The organism is Roseateles sp. 22389, assembly GCF_052044995.1.
Taxonomy (GTDB): domain Bacteria; phylum Pseudomonadota; class Gammaproteobacteria; order Burkholderiales; family Burkholderiaceae_C; genus Roseateles.
Genome location: NZ_JBQEOF010000013.1, coordinates 140,922 through 165,852 on the forward strand (window position 1 = coordinate 140,922; position 24,931 = coordinate 165,852).

A 24,931-nucleotide genomic window follows, 5' to 3' on the forward strand; every position below is an offset into this window, starting at 1 on the left:
CGGGATCCTGGTCCGGTCCGGCGATCAAGGCGCGGCCTTCACCGCCGCTTCCAGCGCGTCGATGAACACCGCGCCGACGTCGAAACCGGTCTGTTCCATGATTTCCTGGAAGCAGGTCGGGCTGGTCACGTTGAGCTCGGTCATCTTGTCGCCGATCACGTCCAGCCCCACCAGCAGCAGCCCGCGCGCGGCGAGCACCGGCGCCAGCGCTTCGGCGATGCGGCGGTCGTCGTCGGTCAGCGGCTGGGCCACGCCCTTGCCGCCGGCGGCCAGGTTGCCGCGCACCTCGGTGCCCTGCGGGATGCGCGCCAGCGAGTACGGCACCGGCTTGCCGCCGATCAGCAGGATGCGCTTGTCGCCCTGGACGATCTCTGGCACGAAGCGCTGCACCATCACCGACTGCGCGCCGTTCTTGTTCAGCGTCTCGATGATGCTGCCCAGGTTCAGCGCGTCGGCCTTGACGCGGAAGATGCCCATGCCGCCCATGCCGTCCAGCGGCTTGAGGATGATGTCCTGGTGCTCCGCATGGAAGGCCCGGATCGCGGCGGCGGAGCGCGTCACCAGCGTCGGCGCGATGAACTGCGGGAACTCCAGGATCGCCAGCTTCTCCGGATGGTCGCGCAGCGACGCGGCCTTGTTGAACACGCGCGCGCCTTCGCGCTCGGCCTGCTCCAGCAGGTGGGTCGCGTAGAAGAACTCCGAATCGAAGGGCGGGTCCTTGCGCATCAGCACCGCGTCGACATCGGCCAGCGCCAGGTCCCGCGTCGCGGTGACCTCGTGCCACACGGCGAGCTTCGTGCCGGCCTGGCTGGCGACGGCTTCCAGCGTCAGCGTCAGTTGCCGGGCCGCATGCGCCGTCACCCGGCCGCCGCTGACCCACAGCAGGTCGGGCACCTCGCACACCCACAGCTCGTGTCCGCGCCGGGCGGCCTCCCGCATCATCGCGAAGGTGGAGTCCTTGTAGGTGTTGAACGTGGACAGCGGGTCGGCGACGAACAGCAGTTTCATGGACAGGGCTTTCGACAAGGGATTCGGCAAACGCCGGCAATTCGGCGGCAGTTCGGGCAATTAGGCGGCAATTCGGCGGCGAGGCCCGGGTTTTGGCAGCGACCTTCGGACCTCGGGCATGAACTCCCTCTCCCGCTTGCGGGAGAGGGCGGGGGTGAGGGCCAGCCCCCGAGGCAGGATCACTATCTGGGAGCGGCCCGGAAGTGTTGCACCAAAAGAGAAACCGCACCGGCGACCACGCCCCAGAACGCCGAGCCGATGCCCAGCAGGCTCAGCCCCGAGAGCGTGACCAGGAAGGTCAGGATGGCGGCGTCGCGATGACGCTCATCCTTCAGCGCGGCGGACAGCCCGCCGGCGATCGTGCCCAGCAGGGCCAGTCCCGCCACCGCCGCGATCAACTCGCGGGGGAAGGCGGTCAGCAGCCCCACCACCGCGCCGCCGGCCAAGCCGATGGCGATATAGAACAGTCCCGCCATCGCCGACGCCGTGTATCTCCGGGCCGGATCCTCGTGCGCCTCGCGGCCCATGCAAATGGCCGCGGTGATCGCCGCCAGGTTGAACGCATAGCCGCCGAACGGCGCGAAGACCACCGAGGCCAGGCCGGTGGCGGCGATGCTCGCCGACACCGGCGTCTGATACCCCGACGCCCGCTGCGCCGCGACGCCGGGCAGGTTCTGCGAAGCCATCGTGACGAGGAACAGCGGCAGCGCCACGCCGACCAGCGCGGGCAGCGAGAACGCCGGCGTGACCCAGACCGGCATCGCCCAGCCCCACTCGACGGCCTCGAGATGCAGCCGGCCCTGCGAGGCCGCGACGGCGACGCCGGCGAGCAGCACCAGCGGCGTCGCGTAGCGCGGCAGGAAGCGACGCGCCGCGACGTAGACGAGCGCCATCGTGAGGGCCATCGCGGGGGCGGTCTTCGTCGCGAGCACGGCGTCCAGCCCGAATCGCGCCAGCACGCCGGCCAGCAGCGCGGAGGCGATGGCGATGGGGATGCGGTCCATGATCCGTTCGAACCAGCGGGTCGCACCGGCGATGAGGATCAGCGCGCCGCAGACGATGAACGCGCCGACGGCCTCGGGCATGGAGATGCCGGACACGCCGGCCAGCAGCGCGGCGCCGGGCGTCGACCAGGCGGTGAGGACGGGCTGGCGCGTCCACAGCGACAGGCCCAGGCTGGTCAGTCCCATGCCCAGCCCGAGCGCCCAGATCCAGGAGCTGGTCTGGGCCGGCGTCGCGCCCAGCGCCTGCGCGGCCTGGAACACGATGGCCACCGAGCTGGTGAAGCCCACGAGCACGGCCACGAAGCCCGCGACCGCGGCGGAGAGGGACAGGTCTTGCAGCCAGCGTTTCATGACGCGAAGCATAACGACCGCGCTCCGCGTCCCTGCGACCGTCAGATCTCGACCTTCGACCCCAGTTCCACGATCCGGTTGGTCGGCAGGTGCAGGAAGTCCGCCGCGGCAGCCGCGTTGCGGTGCATGCTCGCGAAGAGCTTCTCCCGCCACAGCGCCATGCCCGAGCCGATGGTCGGGATGACGATGTCGCGCGACAGGAAGTAGCTGGTTTCCATCTCGTCCAGGTGGACGCCGCGCTGCTCCAGCAGCTTGAGCGCGTCCGGCACGTCCGGTTCGTTCTTGAATCCGAAGTGCAGCGTCACCTGCCAGCAGTCGTTGTCCAGGCTCTCGACCTCGACACGTCTCTCGAACCCGATCCACGGCACCTCGTGATGCTTGACGCTGACGAACAGGTTTTGCTCGTGCAACACCTTGTTGTGCTTGAGGTTGTGCAGCAGCGCGTTGGGCGTGACGCCCTGCTCCGCCGACAGGAACACCGCGCTGCCCTGCACCCGCGTCGGCGGGTTGATGAACACCGCCTCGAGGAAGCTCTTCAGGTCGATCGCGTCCTCGCGCAGCTTGTCCGACAGCAGCCGGCGGCCCTGCTTCCAGGTCAGCATCAGCGTGAACATGCCGAAGCCGATCAGCAGCGGGAACCAGCCGCCGTGGGCGATCTTCAGCAGGTTGGAGGCCAGGAAGGTCGCGTCGATGACGAAGAACGCGCCGGTCGCCAGCACGCACAGCCACAGCGGATAGCGCCAGCCGAAGCGGATCACGAAGAAGGTCATGACCGTGGTGATGGTCATGTCGATGGTCACCGCCACGCCGTAGGCGCCGGCCAGCTTGCTCGACGAGCCGAAGAAGGCCACCGCCACGACGACGAAGGCGAACAGGCCCCAGTTGACGAAGGGCACGTAGATCTGGCCGATGTCCCGCACCGAGGTGTGCACGATGCGCATGCGCGGCAGCAGCCCGAGCTGCACCGCCTGCTTGGTCACCGAGAAGGCCGCCGTGATCAGCGCCTGCGAGGCCACGATCGCCGCCAGCGTCGCCAGCACGAACAGCGGGATCTCCGCCCAGCCCGGCGCCAGCAGGAAGAAGGGGTTCTTGATCGCTTCCGGCCGGTCCAGCAGCAGCGCGCCCTGGCCGAAATAGTTCAGCGTCAGCGCCGGCATCACGAAGCTGTACCAGGCGATGCGGATCGGCTGCTTGCCGAAGTGGCCCAGGTCCGCGTACAGCGCCTCGCCGCCGGTCACCACCAGCACCACCGCGCCCAGCGCGACGAAGGCGATCCAGCCGTAGTGCGCGCAGAACTCGATCGCCCACATCGGGTTGATGGCCTGCAGCACATGCGGATTGCCGACGATCTTGGGGATGCCCAGCAGCGCCAGCGAGGTGAACCACACCAGCATCACCGGCCCGAAGGCCTTGCCCACGCCGCCGGTGCCGAAGCGCTGGACCGCGAACAGCCCCGCCAGCACCACCAGGGAGATCGGCACCACCGCGTCGTGGTACTGCGGCGCGTAGACCTCGATGCCCTCGACCGCCGAGAGCACCGTCATCGCCGGCGTGATGACCGCGTCGCCGAAGAAGATCGCCGTGCCGAAGAGCCCCACCAGCATCAGCCCGCGTCGCAGCGTGGGTTTCTCGCGCACGGCGGTGGTGGCCAGCGCCAGCATCGCGATCAGGCCGCCTTCGCCGTTGTTGTCCGCGCGCAGGATCAGCAGCACGTACTTGAAGGAGACCACGATGGTCATGGTCCAGAACAGCAGCGACAGCACCCCGAGGATGTTGTCGTGCGTCATGGGGACGTGCGCGCCGTGGAAGACTTCCTTGAGCGCGTACAGGGGGCTGGTGCCGATGTCGCCGTAGACGACACCGAGGGCGCCGATGGTCAGCCCGGCCAGGACGGCCGGCGAGCGGGGCGCGTTGTGTGAACTCACGAAAGGCGCGGCGGCCGCCCGGGCCGCCGGAAGTCGAAAGCGCGTATTGTCTGCCTTCCGTTGTGCAGTGCGTCAATCGCCACTCCCGCCGTTGCGGGGGCGGGCTTGACGGACGGCGGCGGTTGCGCTTGGACCGGGAAATCCGGCCCCGGCGCGACCGCCCGCCGGCCACCGTCTCCCGACGGCGCCGGCGGCACGGCGTTCACTGGAACACGTAGCTGGCGCCGACGGTGAAGCGGCGGCCCAGCAGGTTGGTCGCGCCGGTGTCGTAGTAGCTCAGCACCGTCGGGATGCCGTTGGCGCGGTCGTAGTCGTTGGTGAGGTTCACCACGCTGGCCGACAGCGTCAGGCCCTTGATGCCGCGGTAGGAGCCGCCCAGGTCGATGGTGCGGTCCCGGCCGACCCGGCAGCGGTTCAGGTTGCTCAGGAAGGCCCGCTGCGCCGCGGTCAGCGACGAGCAGACGGTGCTCGACAGCGGATCCGCGTGGTTGAAGCGCAGCCAGGCGCCCGCCTGGTCGGTGTCCCACTTGAAGGTGGCGCTGGCCCGGGTCTTGGAGATGTCCGACACCGTCGTGCCCACCTGGTGCTGCACCGCCTGGCCCTTCACCACCACCTGGTCGTAGCGCGCCGTGTAGGTGCCGTTGACGTTCAGGCTGAACTTGCCCCAGGCCGTCGGCGGCAGCCGCAGGTTCAGGTCGTAGTCGATGCCCGAGGTCTTGGTCCACTCGTTGTTGCCGTACTGGCGCACCAGCATGATGATCGGCCCGCTGTTGTCCACGCCCGGCAGCCAGGTCTGCGGATTGGGATCGCGCACGACCTGCGTGTTGCCCGCCGGGTTGGCGTTGTAGTCGTCCATGATGTCCACGCCGCGCTGGGAGCGGATCTCGTTCTTGCGGTGGAAGTACCAGCCGTCGATCGCCAGGTCCGCGTACTGGCTCGGCGTGAAGATCATGCCGAAGGTGAAGGAGTTGGACTTCTCCGGCTGCAGGTCCGGATTGGCGCTGATCACCGTCGGCAGACTGCCCGGGCTGGTGGTGCCCGACGGCACCGCGGTGAAGCCCAGCACGTTGCAGTCGCGGTTGTTGGACACCGGCGCCTTGCTCACCGGCGCGTTCGGGTTGCTGGTGTCGCAGCGCAGGCTGTCGAAGACGCGGCGCTCCTGGAAGCTGTGGAAGGACAGCGCGAAGGAGTTGCCGATCTGCGAGATCGCCGGCGCGCGGAAGCCGGTGGCCGCCGTGCCGCGGAAGACCATCAGCGAGGGCAGCGCCGTCCACTTGAAGCCGGCCTTGCCGGTGGTGCTGTTGCCGAAGTCGTCGTAGTGCTCGTAGCGCGCCGCGGCCTGCAGCTCCAGCTGCTTGACCACCGGCAGGCTCAGCTCGGTGAACGCGGCGTAGGACTTGCGGCTGCCCGAGGCGCCATTGGCCACCAGGCCGATGTAGTCGCCGGTCGAGTAGACATCATCGGGAATCGCCTCCAGCTTTTCCTTGCGCAGCTCGGTGCCGATGGCGATGGCCGCCCGGCCGCCGGGCAGGTCGAACAGCTCGCGGCTGCCGCGCACGTCCCAGGAGACCAGGCGCGACTTGCCCTCGTTGTAGGCCGTCGACGACACGCTGTTGATCGCCTCGCGCGAGTTGGGCTTGCCGAAGCGGTAGCTGCCGTTGGCGATCGCGGCGTTGAGCAGCGAGCTGCGCACGCGGCCTTCCTGGAAGCGCTCGTTGTCGTTCTGGCTGAACAGGATCGCGGTGTCGAAGTCCCAGCCGAAGGCGGTGCCCTCCAGGCCCGCGGTCAGGCGCGTGGAGCGCAGCACGTTGATGTCGCCGGTGGGCAGGTCCTCGAAGCGGTAGATCAGCTGCACCGGCTGCGCACTGGCGGTGCCGTTGGTCGGGTTGTCCGGGTGGCCGACGGGCAGGATGATCGCGTTCTGGCGCAGGAAGCTGCCGTCGAGCTTGGGCCAGGTCGTCGCGACCGGGTTGCCCGAAGTGACCAGCGAGGTGGTCATCGCATAGGGCGCGCGCTGCTCCACCGTCTTGGTCTTGGAGACCATCAGGTCCGCATAGGCGGTCAGCGCATCGTTGATCGCGAAGGTGCCGCGCACCATGCCGCTGGTGCGGTCCTGCTTGGCGACGACCTCGTCCGCATCGTCCAGGCTGAAGCGGCACATGCCGGTGGGCAGCGTGGCGGTGGTGGGCAGGAAACCCGCCGGCCGGTTCGGCACGCCCTGGCCGACGGTGCGCTCGGGCGGGCAGCCCGACAGCGTGCCCAGGTAGTTCACCCCCGACAGGTTGTTGTTGGCGACGTTGATGCCGTTGATCGGGGTGGTGCCGGTGAGGCTGGTCGGCACGCGGTAGTAGTTGCCGTAGAACGAGGCCGAGGAGTCCGGCGTGAAGCGCGCCAGGGAGCCGTTGCTGGTCAGGTACTGGTTCTGCAGCGCCAGGTTGCCGCGGTCCTTGAGCTCGTTGGCCATCACGCTGTCGCGCTTGGAGACTTCCAGGCCGCCGAAGACGTTGAAGCGCTGCGTGTCCAGGTTGCCGAAGCCGAAGGTCAGGGACCCGTTCTTCGTCGCGCCCACGCCGCGGTCGTTGGCGCCGTAGGAGGCGCTGCCCTCGATGCCCTGGTAGTCCTTGCGCAGGATGTAGTTGACGACGCCGGCCATCGCGTCCGAGCCGTACATCGCCGAGGCGCCGTCCTTCAGGATGTCGATGCGCTCGATCGCCTCCTTGGGGATGGTGTTGACGTTGATCATCGAGCCGCGGCCGAAGTTCACGTCCACCGCCGCCACCGGCGCGGTGCGGCGGCCGTTGATCAGGATCAGCGTGCCCTGGGAGCCGAAGCCGCGCAGCGAGATCGTCGACACGCCGCCGACGAAGCCCGAGGCCGCGCCGTCGCCGATCGAGCCGATGTCCACCGCGGAATTCGCACGCAGCAGCTCCTCGACGTTGGCATAGCCGGAGTTGCGGATCTGCTCGCGGGTGATACTTTGGACCACCGACGGCGTCTCCTTGTCGGTGCGCTTGATCAGCGTGCCGGTGATCTCCACCCGCTCCAGCTTCTTCGCATCGTCCGAGGGCGAGGACGGGGTGGGGGTCGCGGCCTGCGAGGCCTGGGGGGCCGGGGACTGGGCCTGGGATGGGCTGGCCAACGCCAGGGCCGCTGCGGCGGCGGCCCACTGCAGGACGTGCAGGCGTTGCGGACGGGAAAAACGACGGACCATGTGGCAATCACTCCTGTGACAAGACTCGGGGGAGGCGTGCGTCACGGTAAGGAGCGGTTCCCGATGGCCCATGAAGCTTTGTGATGGATTTGTGAACCTCAGGTTATGAACGCGTCATCCACCTCCCCGGAAGCCGCCGAACACTTCGTCATGCGGCGCATGTCGCTGCGGCATGCGCGGGTGCTGCTGGCGCTGCGCGACACCGGCAACATCAGCGCCGCCGCCGATCTGCTGCATGTCACCCAGCCCGCGGTGAGCAAGACGCTGGCGGAGCTGGAGCAGGGGCTGGGACAAACCCTGTTCGTGCGGCGCGGACGCAACATGCAGCCGACGCCGCTGGGCCGGCGGCTGCTGGTGCTGGCCGTCAAGCTCGACGCCGATCTGCAGCGGGCCGCCGGCGATGTCGCCACGATGGTGCGCGGCGCGTCCGGCGAGGTGCGCATCGGTGCGACCAACGCAGCGCTCGCACGCTTGTTGCCCATCGCGATCACCGCGATGAAGGGCGAGAACCCCGGCGTCACGGTGAGCGTGCGCACCCACGCGCTGCGCTCGCTCTTCACCGACCTGCTGGCGGGCACGCTGGACCTGGTCGTCGCCCGGGCGATGCCGCAGGACGAGCCGCTGGGCCTGGCGCGGGTGGCCCTGGCGCCGCAGCCGGAGGTGCTGACGATGAGCGCGCAGCATCCGCTGGCGCGCACGCCGCGGCTGAGCTGGGAGGTGCTGAGCCGTCAGCGCTGGATCTGGCAGCTGCCGGGCACGCGCACCCGTCTGCTGATGGACCGGCTCTGGCAGGAGATGGGCCTGGCGCCGCCGACCGACCTGATCGAGAGCGGCGACGCGATGCTGGCGCTGAGCCTGATGCGCGAGATGCCGCTGGTCGCGGTGATGACCCAGGACATGGCGGTGGCGGCGGCCAAGCGCGGCGTGGTGGTCCTGCTGCCGCACGCGGTGGACCTGGGACTCGGGCCGATGAGCGTCTGGCATCTGCCGGACACGCAGGGCGAGGCGGTCGACCGCTTCAAGCAGCTGCTGGTGGAGGCCGCGCGCCCGGAGGGCGGCGCGGCCGGCGTTCAGGCGTAGTCTTCGGCGTCCGGATCGGTGGTCTCGAGCTCGTAGCTCGCCGCCAGCATCGCCAGGCGGCCGATCACGCCATACATGTAGAAGCGGTTGGGCGCGCTGGCGCCGGGCTTCTCGCCGGGCGCGGGCAGGTGCGACGAATGGGCGAAGGCCAGCGGCACGAAGCTCGAGCCCGGCGCGTTCAGGTTCTCGTCCTCGGCCCGGTCCGCATGCACGCGGTAGAAGCCGCCGACGACGTAGCGGTCCATCATGTAGACCACCGGCTCGGCCACCGCCTCGTGGATGCGCTCGTGCGTGGCCACGCCTTCCTGCACCAGCACCTGGGACAGCGCCGGCACGCCCTGCAGCTTCGCCAGCTTCTCGCGCGCCTTGATCGCCAGCGCCTCGAGGTCCTTGGCGTCGCGGATGGTCATCACGCCCAGGCCGTGGGTGCCGGCATCGGGCTTGACCACGACGAAGGGCTTCTCGTTGATGCCGTATTCCTTGTACTTGCGGCGGGTGCGGGTCAGCGTCGCGTCCACCTGCGCCTGCAGCGCGTCCAGCCCGGCGCCGGTGTTGAAGTCCAGGCCGTCGACCGCGACCGAATGCGGATAGATCAGCCACGGGTCCATGCCCAGCAGCTTGGCGAACTTCTTGGACACCTCCTCGTAGGCGCGGAAGTGCTGGCTCTTGCGGCGCTGCGCCCAGCCGGCATGCAGCGGCGGCAGCAGGTACTGCTCGTGCAGGTGGGTGAGCGGGTCGGGGATGCCGGCAGACAGGTCGTCGTTCAGCAGGATGGTGCAGGGATCGAAGTCCTTGAGCATCAGCCGCGAGCGCTGGCGCACCAGCGGCTCCAGCGTCAGCGCGCTGCCGTCGGGCAGCGCGACGGTGGTCGGCTCCTTGATCGACTCGTCCAGCGAGCCCAGCCGCACGTTCAGGCCGGCCATCGAGAAGATGCGCACCAGCGTCGCCAGGTTGGACAGATAGAAGCTGCCGCGGTTCTTCGCCTCGGGCACCAGCAGCAGGTTCTTGGCCTCGGGGCAGATCTTCTCGATCGCCGCCATCGCCGCCTGGACGGCCAGCGGCAGCATCTCGGGCGTCAGGTTGTTGAAGCCGCCCGGGAACAGGTTGGTGTCCACCGGCGCCAGCTTGAAGCCGGCATTGCGCAGGTCCACCGAGCTGTAGAAGGGCGGCGTGTGCTCCATCCATTCGAGCCGGAACCAGCGTTCGATCGCCGGCATCGACTCGAGCACGCGCTGCTCCAGTTCATTGATGGGCCCGGTCAGGGCGGTGATGAGGTGAGGGACCATGATGGGCGGCGCCTGGACAGCCTGTGGGGCGGGTCTTCGGATTCTAGGCACGCCCACATGGGGGCTGTCCGCCCCATCTCAAGGGGAGGCCTCAGGGGGTGCCGTACCCGCCCCCGCCCGGGGTGCGGATGACGAAGACATCCCCCGGCGCCATCTCCACCTGGCCGATGTGGCCGAGCGCCTCGACCCGTCCGTCGGCGCGTTCCACCCGGTTCTCGCCCACCGCGCCCGGCGACCCACCCGCCATGCCGAAGGCGCCGGCGCCGCGGCCGTTACTCAGGATCGACGCCGTCATCGGCGTCAGGAAGCGGATGCGGCGCTCGCCGCCCTGCCCGCCTTGCCAGCGGCCGGCGCCCGCCGAATCCTGGCGGATCGCGTAACTGTCCAGCCGCACCGGGAAGCGGAACTCCAGCACCTCGGGATCGGTCAGCCGGGAGTTGGTCATGTGCGTCTGCACGACCGAGGTGCCGTCGAAGCCGGGCCCGGCGCCGGAGCCGCCGGAGATCGTCTCGTAGTACTGGTGGGTCGCGTCGCCGAAGGTGAAGTTGTTCATCGTGCACTGGCCTGCGGCCATCACGCCCAGCGCGCCATACAGCGCGTTGGTGACGCACTGGGAGGTCTCCACGTTGCCCGCCACCACCGCCGCCGGATGGCGCGGGTTGAGCATGCAGCCCTCCGGCACGATCACGTCGATCGGCTTGAGGCAGCCGGCGTTGAGCGGGATCGCGTCGTCCACCAGCGTGCGGAACACGTAGAGCACCGCCGCCATCGTGATCGACTTGGGCGCATTGAAGTTGTTGGGCTGCTGGGCGCTGGTGCCGGTGAAGTCCACCGTCGCGCGTCGCGCTGCCGCGTCCACCGTCACCTTCACCTGGATGCGGGCGCCGTTGTCCAGCGGCAGCGTGAACGCGCCGTCCTTCAGCACCGAGATGACCCGCCGCACCGACGCCTCGGCGTTGTCCTGCACATGCTGCATGTAGGCCTCGACGGTGGCGCGGCCGAACTGCGTGACCATCGCCTGCAGTTCCTGCACGCCCTTCTCGTTCGCCGCCACCTGCGCGCGCAGGTCGGCCAGGTTCTGCGCCGGGTTGCGGCTCGGATGCGGCCCCGAGCGCAGCAGCGCCTGCAGTTCGGCCTCGCGCAGGCGGCCCTGCGCGACCAGCTGGAAGTTGTCGATCAGCACGCCCTCCTCGGTGATGTCGCGGGAGAACGGCGGCATCGAGCCCGGCGTGATGCCGCCGATGTCGGCATGGTGGCCGCGGCTGGCGACGAAGAAGCCGGGGCGGACATCGTCCTCGTCCAGGAAGACCGGCGTGACGACGGTGATGTCCGGCAGGTGCGTGCCGCCGTGGTACGGATCGTTGAGCACGTAGACGTCGCCGCGCGCCATGTCCGGGTTGCGCTCGATCACCGAGCGGATGGACTCGCTCATCGAGCCCAGGTGCACCGGCATGTGCGGCGCGTTGGCGATCAACTGGCCCTGGCCGTCGAAGAGCGCGCAGCTGAAGTCCAGCCGCTCCTTGATGTTGACCGAGTGCGCCGTGTTCTGGAGCCGCAGCCCCATCTGCTCGGCGATGTTCATGAAGAGGTTGTTGAAGACCTCCAGCACGACCGGGTCGGCCTCGGTGCCGAGCGCGCGGGTGCGGGCGCGCTCGCGGATGCGCGTCAGCAGCAGGTCGCCCGAGGGCTGCAGCTCGGCGCGCCAGCCGGCGTCCACGACGGTCGTCGCATTGCGTTCGGCGACGATCGCCGGGCCATCGATGCGGGCGCCCGGTCTCAGCGCATCGCGATGATGCAGCTCGGCGTCGCGCCAGCCGGCCGGCTGGTCGTCGGCCAGGCAGTACATGCGCACGCGCTCCAGCGGTCTTGGATGATGCGTGCTGGCGATGCCGGCCTCGGCCGGCGCCTCCAGCGTCGCACCGGCGGCGAGCGCCTCCACCGACACCGCCTCGATCACCAGCGTGCGGTCCGGCATCAGGAAGGCGAAGCGCCGGCGATACGCCTGCTCGAAGGCCTCGCGGATCGCGCCGATCGCAGCGGGGGCCGGGCCGTCCAGCGGCAGCGGGCAGCTCAGCGCGGTGTCGGTGCCCTGATAGCGGACCTGCGCCCGTGCGATCGTGCGCAGCGCGTCGTCGGACACGCCCTGCGACGCCAGCTCGCCGCCCGCCTGCGTCGCCAGCGACCGTGCGGTCTCGCGCGCCGCGGCCAGGCCGTCCTCGTCCAGCGGGCGCTCGATCGAGGCCTCGCGCATCGCGGTCTGGTCGGCCAGCCCCATGCCGTAGGCGCTGAGCACGCCCGCGAACGGATGGGCCAGGATGCGCGTCATGCCCAGCGCGTCGGCAACCAGGCAGGCCGCCTGGCCGCCGGCACCGCCGAAGCACTGCAGCGTGTAGCCGGTGACGTCGTAGCCGCGCGCCACCGAGATCCGCTTGATCGCGTTGGCCATCGCGCCGACGGCGATCTGCAGCGCGCCGGCGGCCGCGTCCTCGGCCGTCATCGGCTTGCCGGCCGCGGACATCTGCCCGGCCAGGTCGGCGAAGCGGGCGCGGACGACCTCGCCGTCGAGCGCCTGGTCCGCGGCCGGGCCGAAGACCTTGGGGAAATGCGCCGGCTGGATGCGGCCCAGCATCACGTTCGCATCGGTGGTGGCCAGCGGACCGCCGCGCCGGTAGCTGGCCGGACCGGGATTGGCGCCGGCCGACGCCGGCCCCACCCGCAGCCGCGCACCGTCGAAGGCGATCACCGAGCCGCCGCCCGCCGCCACCGTGTGGATGCTCATCATCGGCGCGCGCATGCGCACGCCGGCGACCTCGGTGTCGAAGGCGCGTTCGAATTCGCCGGCGAAGTGGCTGACGTCGGTCGAGGTGCCGCCCATGTCGAAACCGATGACCTTGTCGTGGCCGGCCGCCTGCGCGGTGCGCACCATGCCGACGATGCCGCCGGCCGGGCCGCTCAGGATGGCGTCCTTGCCCTGGAAGCGGCGTGCCTCGGTCAGGCCGCCGGAGCTCTGCATGAAGAACAGCCGCACGCCCGGCATCTCGGCGGCGACCTGGTCGACGTAGCGGCGCAGGATCGGGCTCAGGTAGGCGTCGACCACGGTGGTGTCGCCGCGGGGGATCAGCTTCATCAGCGGGCTGACCTCGTGCGAGACCGAGATCTGCGTGAACCCGACCGCCTGCGCCAGCCGCTTGGCGGCCAGCTCATGCTCGGGGGCGCGCCAGCCGTGCAGGAACACGATGGCGCAGGCGCGCAGGCCGGCGTCGAAGGCCGATTGCAGGTCGACGCGCAGCGCGGCCTCGTCCAGCGGTCTGATTTCCGCGCCCTGAGCGTCGACGCGCTCATCGGCTTCGATCACCCGCTCGTAGAGCAGCTCGGGCAGCTGGATGTGGCGCTCGAAGAGCTTGGGCCGCGCCTGCGTCGCGATGCGCAGCGCGTCGCGGAAGCCACGCGTCGTCACCAGCAGCGTGCGGTCGCCGCGGCGCTCCAGCAGCGCGTTGGTCGCGACGGTCGTGCCCATCTTCACGCAGTCGACGAGCGCGGCGGTGATCGCTTCGCCCGGCTTCAGGCCAAGCAGGCGACGGATGCCTTCGACCGCGGCATCGCGGTAGTGCTCGGGGTTCTCGGACAGCAGCTTGAGCGTGTGCAGCGTGCCGTCGGGCGCGCGGCCGACCAGGTCGGTGAAGGTGCCGCCGCGGTCGATCCAGAACTGCCAGCGATCGGGGGTGGGAGTGGCTTGCATCGTGAGGTCCAGGAGGTCCGTTCCAGCACCCGGCATCCAGCGCCGGGCGCCCGTGATTCGAAGGGTGCGGGCCGGTCAGGCGGCGGCCGGCGCCAGCTCGCGGCCACGGGTTTCCGGCAGCGCCAGCGCCGCCAGGATCACCAGCCCGTAGCACAGCGCCGCCATCCAGCCCAGCGTCTGCCCCAGCGGGTACTGGGTGCTGAAGTGGCCGATCAGCGCCGGGCACGCGGCGCCGAGCGCCCGCCCGATGTTGTAGCAAAAGCCCTGGCCGGAGCCGCGCACGTCGCTGGGGAAGAGCTCGGCCAGGAAGGCGCCCATGCCGGAGAAGATCCCGGACAGGAAGAAGCCCAGCGGGAAACCGAGCACCAGCATCGCCGCGTCGGTGATCGGCATCTGGGTGTAGGCCAGCACTAGCACGCCGCCCATCAGCGCGAACAGCATGAAGCAGCGGCGTCTTCCGATGGCATCGCAGAGCCAGGCGCTGGTCAGGTAGCCGGCGAAGGAGCCGGCGATCAGCACCAGCAGGTAGCCGCTGGTGCCCAGCACCGAGAGCTGCCGCTCGGTCTTGAGGAAGGTCGGCAGCCAGGTGGTCACCGAGTAGTACGCGCCCTGCATGCCGGTGGCCAGCAGGCTCGCCAGCGCCGTGTTGCGCAGCAGCTCGGGCGAGAAGATGCGCAGGAAGTTGGCGCGCTGTCCGCGGGCCTTGGCACGCGCCTGCTCGGCCAGGTAGACCGGCGGTTCGTCGAGGTTGCGGCGGATGTAGAGGATCAGCAGCGCCGGCAGGATGCCGATCCAGAACAGCACCTTCCAGGCGGTCTCCGGCGGCAGCACCGAGTACAGCCCCCAGAACGCCAGCGCCGAGGCCGCCCAGCCGATCGCCCAGCTGCTCTGCACCAGGCCGGCGGCCTTGCCGCGGTGCCTGGCGTTGATCGTCTCGGCGATCAGCACCGAGCCCACCGCCCACTCGCCGCCCATGCCGAAGCCCTGCATCGCGCGGGTGAAGAACAGCTGCTCGAAGGAGGTGGTGAAGCCGCTGAGGAAGGTGAACAGCGCGAACCACAGCACCGTCCACTGCAGCACGCGCACCCTGCCGAAGCGGTCGGCCAGGACGCCCGCCGCCCAGCCGCCGACGGCCGAGGTCAGCAGCGCACCGGTGGCGATCGCGCCGGCCTGGCCCTTGCTCATGCCCCAGGCCGCGATCAGCGTCGGGATGAGGAAGGTGTAGATCATGTAGTCGAAGCCGTCGACGGCATAGCCGGCGAAGGTCGCGGTCAGCGTGCGCCGCTCAGGGGGCGTGGTGTCTCGGAGCCACATGGTGTCGTCTTTCTTCGATGCCGGCGACACGCGCCGGCGGGGGACGGAGACGGCCGTCGCCTCGCGCGCGGGGCGGGCGGCGGCCGGGACGGTACTGCGGAGACGGGCGGATCGCGGCGGGGACTCAGGCCGCGAGCAACGCACGATTCAGGAGATCGGTGACCAGCATGTGCCCCGGCGCATGGGTGATGCAGAACGGCGGACGCGCCGTGGCGATCGCCGACTGCGGCGTGACGCCGCAGGCCCAGAACACCGGCAGCTCGCCGTCGCGCACATCGACGGCGTCGCCGTAGTCCGGCGTCGCGAGGTCGCGGATGCCGATGCGCGCGGGATCGCCCAGGTGCAGCGGCGCGCCGTGCACCTGCGGCAGGCGCGAGGTGATCTGCACCGCGCGGATCGCGTCGGCGGCCGTCAACGGCCGCATCGAGACCACCGTCGGCCCGCGGAAGACGCCAGCGGGCGCCGTCTCGATGCTGGTGCGGTACATCGCGACATTGCGGCCCTGCTCGACGTGCCGCAGCGGAATGCCCTCGGCCAGCAGCGCATGCTCGAAGGAGAACGAGCAGCCGATGGCGAAGGCGACCAGGTCCTCGCGCCACCAGCGCGCGACATCGACCGGTTCGTCGATCAGCTCGCCGTCCCGCCAGACGCGGTAGCGCGGCAGGTCGGTGCGCAGGTCGAGGTCGGCGCCCAGCGCCGCCAGGAACGGGCTTCCGGGCTCGCTCACGCCGAGCAGCGGGCAGGCTTTCGGGTTCAGCGCGCAATAGCGGCGGAAGTCCTCGGCCAGGTCCGCCGGCAGGATCGCCAGGTTGGCCTGCACGTGGTCGCTGGCCAGGCCGCTGGTGTGGCCGCTGAAGCCGCCATGGCGCGCGGCGAGGCGCACCTCGAGCGCGCTGGACGCGGCGTCCAGGACGGGAAGATCGGCGACGGGATCGAAGCGGGCGGTCGGCAGGTTCATGGCGGGATCGCGAAGGCTGTCGGGCGATGCGACGCATTGTGGGAGTCGCCCACCTGCTCGATCCAATGGAAATTTTGCGCGTCGCCTCATCGATTTTTTCGATGAGGCAAGTAGCGATTCCGCTTATCGCCGCGCGGGGGCCGATGCCATGCGGGGTTTCCCGGACGGACGCTGGCGCGCGACGTAGTCGAGCGCGGAGTCGAGCACCGACTCGGTGAGCTGCGAGCTGGGATCCTCGCGGTAGCTCGCGTGCAGGGGCAGCGGCACGAGCTCGGCATCGCTGCGCAGCACGCGCAGCGAGAGCCGCTTCGCCAGTTGCTCCGCGACGGCCACCGGCAGCGTCGCGATGCCGAAGCCGCCCTCCACCAGCTGGACCATCGCCGAGATCGACGAGATCGCATGCACGCGGGGCAGCGGCAGGCCCGACTCCTGGAACATCTGCAGCAGCGCCTGGTGCGGCTGGGAACCGCGCTGGAAGGTCAGCAGGTCGTGGCCAGCGAGGTCGGAGAGCCCATAACGCCGCTTCGTGTGCAGGTCGGCGCGGCCGACGAAGCCCATCGGCATCGGCGCCATCGCGCGCGTCCGCACGCCGCCGGCATCGGCGGCCGGGATCGCCGCGAACACCAGGTCCTGCGCGCCGCGCCGCACCTGGTCCACCAGCACCGGCGAGGTCTCCACCGTCAGCTCCAGCTCGAAGTCCGGATTCGCCGCCCGCATCTCCTGCAGCCAGCCGGTCAGCCAGCTGTGCACCACCGATTCGATCGCGCCGATGCGCAGCACCACCGGCCGGCCAGCGCCGCCGCCGGTGCCGCCCATCTCCTCCTTCACCTGGCGCTGCACCTCCAGCAGGCGCTGCGCCAGCGTCTGGAAGCGCTGGCCCGCGACGGTGAGCCGGAACTGCTTGTCGCGGCGGTCCAGCAGCACCACGCCGAGCTCTTCTTCCAGCGAGGCGATGCGGCTGGACAGCGCGGACTGCGTGATGTGCAGCTTCTCCGCCGCGCGGGTGACGCTGCGCAGCGAGGCGGCCCAGTGGAAGGCTTCGACAAAGCGGAGGTTCATGGCGGCGGATTATGGGCAGCCGCAATGAAGAAGGCCGCCCCGAAGGGCGGCCTCAGCCATTGCAGGATCAGCGGATCAGGAGATCACTTGTGGTACGCGGTCTCGCCGTGGGAGCTGATGTCCAGGCCCTCGCGCTCTTCCTCTTCGGAGACACGCAGGCCGATCACCAGGTCGACGATCTTGAACGCGATCACCGACACCACGCCCGACCACACGATGGTCAGCACGACCGCCTTGAGCTGCGTCAGCACCTGCGAGCCGATCGAGTAGGCGTCCGCGGTGACCATGCTCGCGGTCACCCAGTCGCCGACCAGCGACGGGCCGCCCAGGCTGGGCGAGTTGAAGACGCCGGTCAGCAACGCGCCGACGATGCCGCCCACGCCGTGCACGCCGAACACGTCCAGCGAGTCGTCCGCGCCCAGCAGCTTCTTCAGGCCGGACACGCCCCACAGGCAGGCGAAGCCGGCGATCAGGCCGATGACCAGCGCGCCGCCGATGCCGACGTTGCCGGCGGCCGGGGTGATCGCGACCAGGCCGGCCACGGCGCCCGAGGCGGCGCCCAGCATCGAGGCCTTGCCCTTGAGCAGCGCTTCACCGACGCACCAGGCCAGCACCGCGGCGGCGGTGGCGAACAGGGTGTTGATGAAGGCCAGCGCGGCGAAGCCGTTGGCTTCCAGGGCGGAGCCGGCGTTGAAGCCGAACCAGCCCACCCACAGCAGCGAGGCACCGACCATCGTCAGCGTCAGGCTGTGCGGCGTGAAGGCTTCCTTGCCGTAGCCGATGCGCTTGCCGACCATGAAGGCGCCGACGATGCCAGCCACGGCGGCGTTGATGTGCACCACGGTGCCGCCGGCGAAGTCCAGCGCGCCCCACTGCCAGATCAGGCCGGCCTTGCCATTCATCTCATCGACGACGCCGGCGGCGGTGTAGGCGTCCGGGCCCATCCAGAACCAGACCATGTGCGCGATCGGCGCATAGCTGAAGGTGAACCACAGGACCATGAACAGCAGCACGGCGCTGAACTTGATGCGCTCGGCGAAGGCGCCGACGATCAGGCAGCAGGTGATGCCGGCGAAGGTGGCCTGGAAGGCGGCGAAGACGATCTCGGGGATCACGACGCCCTTGCTGAAGGTCGCGGCATTGGCGAAGGTGCCTGCAGCGTTGTCCCAGATGCCCTTCATGAAGAGCCGGTCGAAGCCGCCGACGAACTTGTTGCCCTCGGTGAACGCCAGGCTGTAGCCGTACAGGGCCCACAGCACCAGGATCAGCGAGAAGGTCACCATCACCTGCATCAGCACGGACAGCATGTTCTTGCTTCGGACCAGGCCGCCGTAGAACAGCGCCAGGCCGGGGACGGTCATCAGGATCACCAGCAGGGTGGAGACCATCATCCAGGTGGTGTCGCCCTTGTTGGGGACCGGTGCCGGAGCGGCGGCGGCCGAGGCGGCTTCCGCGGGGGCGGAGGCGGCGGGCGCTGCCGCGGGGGCGACCGGCGCCGCCGTGTCGCTGGCGGTGACGGCGGGCGCGGAGGCCGCGTCCTGCGCCATGGCCGCGGGGGCCAGGCCGGTGAAGGCTGCCGCGGCCAAGGCCAGGCAGGCGAGTAGTTTCTTCATGATCGGGACTCTCTTCGTTGGATCTTGGGGATCGGCGGACGCGACGGGCCGTGCGGCGCGCGGCGCGGGACTGCAACGGACTGCGGAGCGGCCACCCGCGGCGGCCGCGACGTTTCAGCGCTCGGCCGGGGCGCTTACAGCGCGTCCTGGCCGGTCTCGCCCGTGCGGATGCGGATCACCTGATCCAGCGGGGAGACGAAGATCTTGCCGTCACCGATCTTGCCGGTGCGGGCGGCGTTCTCGATGGCCTCGATGACCTGCTCGACGACGCCGTCGGCGACGGCCGCCTCGATCTTGACCTTGGGCAGGAAGTCGACGACGTATTCCGCGCCGCGATACAGCTCGGTGTGGCCCTTCTGGCGGCCGAAGCCCTTGACCTCGGTGACGGTCAGCCCCTGCACGCCGATGGCGCTCAGGGCTTCGCGCACTTCATCCAGCTTGAAGGGCTTGATGACGGCGGTGATCAGTTTCATGACGTTTTCTCCTCGATGCGCGGCGCGGAGGGCGGCGCGGCCATCCGCCCGCGCCCTCCTGGTTCAGATTCAGAAGACCTTCTTGACGGACACGACCACACCGTTCTTGCCCAGGTCCTTGCCCTTGCCGCCGATGTAGTTGTCGGTGTTGGTGGCGACGAAACCGGCGCCGAAGGTGAAGCCGGACCAGTCCTTGTTCACGGTGAGCGAGTAGTCGGTGTAGCTGAAGGCGCTGTTGTTCTTGACCTTCTGATGGCCGATGTGCGGCGTCAGCGTGAAGCCGCCGCCCACGTCGAAGGTGGCGGCCAGTTCGAGGTAGCCGCTGTTCTTCGAATCGGCGTTGCCGAACAGGTTGCTGATGCTGTGCGAGTACTTCAGCGTGGCCGGGCCGTAGCTGACGGCGCCGTACAGCTCATTCGTGTTGGCGCTGACCGGCAGGTCGTTGCCCGGGTAGTTGTAGCGGAGGAAACCCACGTCGACGGTGACGCCGCCGCCGACTTCGGTCTTGTAGCCGGCGTAGGTGTCGATCTCGACGTCGGCGTCGCCACCGGCGTCGGAGATCCACTTGATCGTCGAGCCCCAGGCGCCGACATAGAAGCCGCTCGAATGGGCGTAGTCGACGCCGCCTTGCAGCGCCGGCTTCAGGCGGGTCTGCGAGATGCCGCGATAGCGGTAGTCGGAGGTGACGCTGACGTTGAAGGACAGCGGGTTGGCCTCCTGCGCCAGCGCCGGGAGGGCGGTGGCGACGACGGTGACCGCAAGGGCGGCGGCGCGGACGGCGGCGGCGGCGAAGGACTTCATGCGCGGGGGCTCCTGATTGTTGGGCGACTCGGGGCGACTGCTTCCGGACGAGGCTTTGCAGCTTTTGTGCCAAGCGGCGCTCCTCCCCCGAAAGAGCCCCAATCCGGCTCATGCCGCGACGAACGGTTGCCGATACCGCCCCGTCAAGCGTCAATGCGCACCAAAAACAGGCGCGACAGGGGGAGTGGTTAACCCTCGAAACGCCCCAACAGGGTGCTAGGCGTGAAATCCATCGGTGAGGACACTGCCGGCTTCATGACCCGAGTGGGTGCGGAGGGATATGGATGAAGGAGGCGGAGGCAGGCGCGGCATCGACGACGGCGGTCTGGCCGGTGGACCTGTCGCGCATGCGGCCGGAGACGGCGGCCGAGTGGGTCGCGGCGCGGTATGGGAACGGCACCATGCCGATCCGGCCGGAGCGGATTGCCAGGCGAATGGGCGTCGAGGTCTACGCGATGACCGCCGAGGACCGCAGTGCGGTGTTCCTCGGGCCCAATGGCCGGCCGTGGATCGTCGTCGACGTGACTGCGCGCGACGACCACCAGCGTTTCGCCATCGCGCACGGGCTGGGCCACATCCTCCTGCGGCATGACCGTCCGCATCTGGAGACACCGGCCTCCTTCGGGGCCGACGCACCGGATCACCGGGATCGCGCCGCCAACCAGTTCGCCGCCAGCCTGTTGGTCCCGACGGCCCAGCTGCGGTGGTGCGTCACCAGCGGCTGGATGAGAAATGTCGATCAGATCCTGAAGACGCTGTGGGTCCCCGAGGACCTGCTCTTGCTTCGATACCGGCAGATGCGCGCTGGGCGGTGACCCAAGGCGGATGTCCGGCGTCCATGGAGAAGGACATGACGACACTCCCCACCCCCTCCGAGCTTCCGACGCGCGAGCCCATCGATGAGGTGCAAGGCGCCACGGTCAACGGCGCGGCGGACCTCTCGAACGACACCATCGATGCGCGCGCCCGCCTCTGCTTCCGCGGGCTGGCGCTCTGCCTCACCGCGATGGTCCTGATCCTGAATGCGGTCAGCCTGCAGGCGGTCGTCGGCGCGTTCCTCGGTCATGCGCAAGGCACGCCCTTCGATTCACCTCAGACGCCAGACGCTGGAATGATGGTGGAGGCCGGCGCCACGGTCAGCCACGGAGCCGCCGCGCAGGACTTCCACCGCACGGTCGTCGCAGTGATCTCGATCCTGCTGATCGGCGAGGTCGTCCTGACCCTCGGCCTGGTCCGCGCGACCTTCTCGATGCGCATCAACGCCGATGCGCACGTGTCGCCGGAACGCGAGGCGCCAACGGGCGGGCATGCCCTGCCGGGCGTCGAACTGCTGAAGGCGGTCACCGAAGCATTCGGCACCGTGCTTAAGGGCCTGCCCAAGCGCTGATCGGCCTTTGCGACGCCATGGCGATGTCCCTCGCGATCATCCACAGCCGCGCGCTGGACGGCCTGTCGGCAGCGGCGGTCGAGGTGGAAGTCCATCTGGCCAATGGGTTGCCGAGCTTCACGCTGGTCGGCCTCGCGGACCTGGAGGTCAAGGAGTCCCGCGAGCGCGTGCGCGCCGCGCTGCAGAGCAGCGGGCTCGAGTTCCCAGCGAACAAGCGCATCACCGTGAACCTGTCGCCGGCCGACCTGCCCAAGGAAGGCGCGCGCTTCGATCTGCCGATCGCGCTGGGGTTGCTCGCTGCCAGCGGCCAGATCGACGCGGAGCTGCTGTCCCACCTCGAATGCGCCGGCGAGCTCGGCCTGTCCGGTGAGCTGCGGCCGGTGAAGGGCGCGCTGGCGATGGCGCTCGCGCTGCGCGCCGCCAAGCTCGAGCGCGAATTGATCCTGCCGCGGGGCTGCGCCGACGAGGCGGCATTGGTGCAGGGCCTGGTGGTGCGCGAGGCCGCCCATCTGCTGGACCTCGTCAACGCGCTGCAGCCACGCAGCGATGCGCCCTTGCCGCGCGTGCAGCGCGATCCGCCGCCGGCGGTCGACACGCCGCTCGACCTCCGCGACATCAAGGGACAGGCCGGGCCGAAACGCGCCCTCGAGATCGCCGCGGCGGGCGGCCTGAGCGTGTTCATAATAAGGTCGTGAAACCCAAACTCTCGCCACCTTGTTGAAATGACCACCCCGGCTACCGCTCGCCCAAAAGCTTTCAGCTACGTGCGCTTCTCTACTCCCGACCAGCAGAAGGGCGACTCCTACCGTCGGCAGGTGACCATCGCACGTCGATATGCCGACCAGCACGGTCTGGACTTGGATGAGTCTCTCGATCTTCACGACCTCGGACTGAGCGCGTTCCGTGGCGCAAATGCCGAAAGCGGAAGGCTTGCGGATTTCCTTGAGCTGTTACGCGATGGGCACATCCCAAAGGGCAGCTACCTCCTTGTCGAGTCGCTCGACCGCCTGTCCCGGCAGACAGCACGTAAGGCATTGCGTACCCTAGAGGACATCATCGAGGCGGGGGTCAATGTAGTGACGCTCTTCGATGAGCGGATCTACGATCTGAAGAGCCTGGAAGGTACCGACCTTCTCATCGCACTCTTGTTCATGATTCGTGCAAATGAAGAGAGTGCGACGAAGGCCAGAAGACTCCGCCACGCGTGGGAACAAAAGCGCGAACAGGCGTCAGCCTCACCAGGCGGGCGACTCACCTCTCTGGCTCCTGCTTGGCTGCGAGCAACTGACAACGGCTTTGTCGTGATCGAGGAGTATGCAGAGGTTGTTAGAGACATCTTCGCGATGGCCCTGTCGGGCCAGGGAAGACAAACGATCGCTGCAACTTTGAATGTCCGAGGCACGGCCCCCTTCGCCTGGGAGCAAGGGCGACGGCGGCGGGCAGGATCGTCTGGGTGGCACGCTAGCTACGTGGGGCGCATTCTCTCAAACAGCGCGGTGATCGGGACTATGACACCGCACACGTATCAGCACATCGCTGGCAAGTCCACCCGGGTAGCGTTGGATGCCATCCCCGGCTACTACCCAAACATCGTTGAGGAGGAGGTTTGGGCAGCTGTCCAAGCACTGCGCTCAGTCCGCAAACCCCGGGGTGCTGCGAGCAAAAGTCCGGTTAAGAATCCGCTTGGTGGACTCCTGCGCTGTCACTGTGGCCGTTCGATTGTTCGAGCGAATAAAGGCAAAGGCGCAGACGGCACCGTATGGTCGTACTACATGTGCGTTGGCAGCAAGGAGAAGGGGTCGCTGCGGTGCGGATTTTTCAAGCCGATGCGTGCGGAGCAGGTTGAGTCTGCCATTTGGGATCAACTGCCCGCAGCGCTCCGTTCTTGTCCGGGGGAGGGTGAGCGAGCTAAGGAATTGAACTGGAACCTTGGAGCGGTCATGGCCGCGCTTGGGCGTGTGGAGCAAGCGCTCAGCGCCCTCGTGACTGAAGCCGAGTCCTCCTATCTCTCGCCCACTGTCCGGAGTCGGATCGACTCGTTGGAAGCGGATCGCGCACGACATCGAGCCGAGGCAAATTCGCTTGAACGAGAGCTTCAACAGATTGCCCCAGGGATTTCTCAACGGAGGTCGTTGTCGCTTGCGGACGCATTGGATGCGGGCGCAGCTTCAGCGGAAGAAACCAACGCCATTTGTCGCTCCATCTTCACGGAGGGAGCCTATGACCCGCTTGAGCGCTTGATCCGACTCACTTGGCGCCATGGGGGCTCTGTGAGCATTCAACTACCAACGCTCTCGCGGGCTACTCGCACCAATGTGCAGAATAGAGGGAAGGCCGGTCGTTTCACTTCTAACCGGTGATGGGTCTCCATGCCCGTCGGCAATTTGCCGAAGACCCTCATGCGCATTTAACCCTGTCGCACGTGGATGTCTTATCGTAGTGCACGGCCTTTACGCACACGACGCCTGTACGCAACGGACCCCCCGGCCTGCCGGGGCTCTATTCAGAGCGGAGTTCGGTCAAAAATGAGGATTTGCTCTCCGAATTCGGCAACTGACTTCTCCTTAATTGAGTCCATCGCCATACCGAGTTCAACAAGATCATTTCCGTAATCGGCTTGAACGTCCTCATCGGTGGTCGTGTTGCAGATGGTTCGCCATTTATCTTTCAGCTCCGCCATGGCTAGAAGAACTAGCCGGGCTTCCCACTCCAGAAGCTCCACCGTTACCTTGTTCATACTTGCGCCCCTTGCTTGTAAAAAACTCTCATCGCTTTCAGCGCCAACTCTTCCAGTAGGCCCTTGTATTTGTCTAGCGGCATATCGGAAGTAGGCGCTATACAAAAGTGTCCAGGCTTGTCGTTGACCAACTTTAGCCCGACCGGGAATGGGGTACTTGGTGCAAATTTCCAGACCCATCCACTCATGTCAGTCCGTGCAATGCCGTCCTTGTCGAAGACGCTAATCCCCTTATTGTTAGCTACAACGACGATGATCCCATTGATCACCGTTTGCCTAACATCGTGCGGTCGAACGTGCGCCAGCTTAGGACTTGTTGAATTGCCGAGACGGAAGACCTCCTCGGGGACAATGAAGAACTCTTTTGGAAACATCGAGCTACCTGCTGAGAGTTGACGCAGCGAGTGGACATCGCACTCCGATCCTCAGCTAGTGACGTAAGTTCATGACAGTCGCGATGCCCAGGTCGTGCCGCGAACTCGCGACGCAGAGCGTCCCGCGCAGCCTAGGCCTAATGTGCCTCTATCTTGGTGGAAGACCAACCACTCATTCGCTTCGCCGATGAAGCGGTGACCATCTAGCACGCCGAAACTTGCGTACACGCAAGCAAATGGTCATAAAGCAAGAGCTAGTCTGGACGCGGGCCATGGCAACAAGCGTGTCTAGCGAAGCGTTGAAGCCGCCCGCCAGCGTAGATACCAGACGGAGGCCGCAAACAAGACGCGTCGCGAGGTGTGATCAACGTCATCAAGCGGATGTCTAGGACAGCGCGGCGGAGTCTAATCCGGCGCCATCGCCGCGATTGCGTTCTTGGCAGCTTCCTTGGCCTGCTCTGAACGAGGATATGCGCCAGTCATGGCAACGCGTACCTCTTCAGCTTCCTCACCTTCGCCCTTCCCCACAACCAGAACGGGTTGCCACAACCCGTCCTCGGTCTGCTGTACTTCCACGTTGGCCCGGAACTTTTCGTCGTCCACGACGCTGC

19 protein-coding genes and 1 pseudogene are annotated in these 24,931 nt (G+C 68.2%); 5 read left to right on the plus strand and 15 right to left on the minus strand.

What is annotated here, in order from left to right; all coding sequences use genetic code 11:
* Positions 1-24: 24 nt before the first annotated feature.
* From gshB to ACTJKJ_RS18460, 4 genes are all read right to left on the minus strand, one after another.
* The gene (gene gshB / locus ACTJKJ_RS18445; protein WP_297380253.1) at positions 25-1,008 is read right to left on the minus strand and encodes a glutathione synthase; all 984 of its coding nucleotides are present in this window, start codon (positions 1,006-1,008) and stop codon (positions 25-27) included.
* Positions 1,009-1,190: 182 nt separating this feature from the next.
* Positions 1,191-2,363, minus strand: coding sequence for a benzoate/H(+) symporter BenE family transporter (locus tag ACTJKJ_RS18450; RefSeq protein WP_297380250.1), 1,173 nt, complete (start codon positions 2,361-2,363; stop codon positions 1,191-1,193).
* A 41-nt stretch (positions 2,364-2,404) separates the two neighbouring features.
* Positions 2,405-4,288, minus strand: a complete 1,884-nt coding sequence (locus ACTJKJ_RS18455; protein WP_091728516.1) for a potassium transporter Kup — start codon at positions 4,286-4,288, stop codon at positions 2,405-2,407.
* A gap of 202 nt (positions 4,289-4,490) precedes the next feature.
* A complete protein-coding gene (locus tag ACTJKJ_RS18460; protein ID WP_440821310.1) occupies positions 4,491-7,499 on the minus strand; it encodes a TonB-dependent receptor plug domain-containing protein in 3,009 nt (1,002 codons plus the stop codon).
* A 105-nt stretch (positions 7,500-7,604) separates the two neighbouring features.
* Here ACTJKJ_RS18460 and ACTJKJ_RS18465 point away from each other — a divergent pair, with 105 nt between their 5' ends.
* Positions 7,605-8,579, plus strand: a complete 975-nt coding sequence (locus ACTJKJ_RS18465) for a LysR family transcriptional regulator (RefSeq protein WP_440821311.1) — start codon at positions 7,605-7,607, stop codon at positions 8,577-8,579.
* On the opposite strand, the gene gshA is transcribed toward ACTJKJ_RS18465, so the two are convergent.
* From gshA to ACTJKJ_RS18505, 8 genes are all read right to left on the minus strand, one after another.
* Complete coding sequence (gene gshA / locus ACTJKJ_RS18470; RefSeq protein WP_091728528.1) at positions 8,570-9,865, minus strand: glutamate--cysteine ligase; 1,296 nt, start codon at positions 9,863-9,865, stop codon at positions 8,570-8,572. The genes ACTJKJ_RS18465 and gshA overlap by 10 nt on opposite strands.
* A 91-nt stretch (positions 9,866-9,956) precedes the next feature.
* Entirely contained in the window at positions 9,957-13,604 is a 3,648-nt protein-coding gene (locus ACTJKJ_RS18475) for a hydantoinase B/oxoprolinase family protein (protein ID WP_440821312.1), read from the minus strand.
* 75 nt (positions 13,605-13,679) lie between these two features.
* Positions 13,680-14,918 carry an MFS transporter gene (locus ACTJKJ_RS18480; RefSeq protein ID WP_440821313.1) on the minus strand — a complete coding sequence of 413 codons (1,239 nt, stop codon included), beginning with the start codon at positions 14,916-14,918 and terminating at the stop codon, positions 13,680-13,682.
* A 124-nt stretch (positions 14,919-15,042) separates the two neighbouring features.
* Positions 15,043-15,876 carry a putative hydro-lyase gene (locus ACTJKJ_RS18485; RefSeq protein WP_440821314.1) on the minus strand — a complete coding sequence of 278 codons (834 nt, stop codon included), beginning with the start codon at positions 15,874-15,876 and terminating at the stop codon, positions 15,043-15,045.
* Between the two features lie 123 nt (positions 15,877-15,999).
* Positions 16,000-16,935, minus strand: coding sequence for a LysR family transcriptional regulator (locus ACTJKJ_RS18490; protein WP_297380227.1), 936 nt, complete (start codon positions 16,933-16,935; stop codon positions 16,000-16,002).
* 83 nt (positions 16,936-17,018) lie between these two features.
* The gene (locus tag ACTJKJ_RS18495) at positions 17,019-18,548 is read right to left on the minus strand and encodes an ammonium transporter (RefSeq protein ID WP_091728551.1); all 1,530 of its coding nucleotides are present in this window, start codon (positions 18,546-18,548) and stop codon (positions 17,019-17,021) included.
* Between the two features lie 134 nt (positions 18,549-18,682).
* Positions 18,683-19,021, minus strand: a complete 339-nt coding sequence (gene glnK, locus ACTJKJ_RS18500) for a P-II family nitrogen regulator (RefSeq protein WP_067066343.1) — start codon at positions 19,019-19,021, stop codon at positions 18,683-18,685.
* Positions 19,022-19,090: 69 nt separating this feature from the next.
* The gene (locus ACTJKJ_RS18505) at positions 19,091-19,822 is read right to left on the minus strand and encodes a TorF family putative porin (RefSeq protein WP_440821315.1); all 732 of its coding nucleotides are present in this window, start codon (positions 19,820-19,822) and stop codon (positions 19,091-19,093) included.
* 284 nt (positions 19,823-20,106) lie between these two features.
* Here ACTJKJ_RS18505 and ACTJKJ_RS18510 point away from each other — a divergent pair, with 284 nt between their 5' ends.
* The 4 genes and pseudogenes from ACTJKJ_RS18510 (at position 20,107) to ACTJKJ_RS18525 (ending at position 23,569) form a co-directional block, all read left to right on the plus strand.
* Entirely contained in the window at positions 20,107-20,637 is a 531-nt protein-coding gene (locus tag ACTJKJ_RS18510; protein WP_297380215.1) for an ImmA/IrrE family metallo-endopeptidase, read from the plus strand.
* A gap of 23 nt (positions 20,638-20,660) precedes the next feature.
* Complete coding sequence (locus ACTJKJ_RS18515; RefSeq protein WP_297380212.1) at positions 20,661-21,209, plus strand: hypothetical protein; 549 nt, start codon at positions 20,661-20,663, stop codon at positions 21,207-21,209.
* Between the two features lie 23 nt (positions 21,210-21,232).
* Positions 21,233-21,895 (plus strand): annotated as a pseudogene (locus ACTJKJ_RS18520) (magnesium chelatase domain-containing protein); the annotation flags it as partial.
* A gap of 36 nt (positions 21,896-21,931) precedes the next feature.
* Positions 21,932-23,569, plus strand: coding sequence for a recombinase family protein (locus ACTJKJ_RS18525; protein WP_440821316.1), 1,638 nt, complete (start codon positions 21,932-21,934; stop codon positions 23,567-23,569).
* Positions 23,570-23,712: 143 nt separating this feature from the next.
* On the opposite strand, the gene ACTJKJ_RS18530 is transcribed toward ACTJKJ_RS18525, so the two are convergent.
* The 3 genes from ACTJKJ_RS18530 to ACTJKJ_RS18540 form a co-directional block, all read right to left on the minus strand.
* Positions 23,713-23,946: a hypothetical protein gene (locus tag ACTJKJ_RS18530; RefSeq protein WP_440821317.1), complete on the minus strand. Its 234-nt coding sequence runs from the start codon at positions 23,944-23,946 to the stop codon at positions 23,713-23,715.
* Complete coding sequence (locus ACTJKJ_RS18535; protein ID WP_440821318.1) at positions 23,943-24,320, minus strand: hypothetical protein; 378 nt, start codon at positions 24,318-24,320, stop codon at positions 23,943-23,945. Before ACTJKJ_RS18535 ends, ACTJKJ_RS18530 begins: the two co-directional genes overlap by 4 nt.
* A 405-nt stretch (positions 24,321-24,725) precedes the next feature.
* Positions 24,726-24,923 (minus strand): hypothetical protein, encoded by a 198-nt coding sequence (locus ACTJKJ_RS18540; RefSeq protein ID WP_440821319.1) that lies wholly within the window; start codon positions 24,921-24,923, stop codon positions 24,726-24,728.
* Positions 24,924-24,931: the final 8 nt, after the last annotated feature.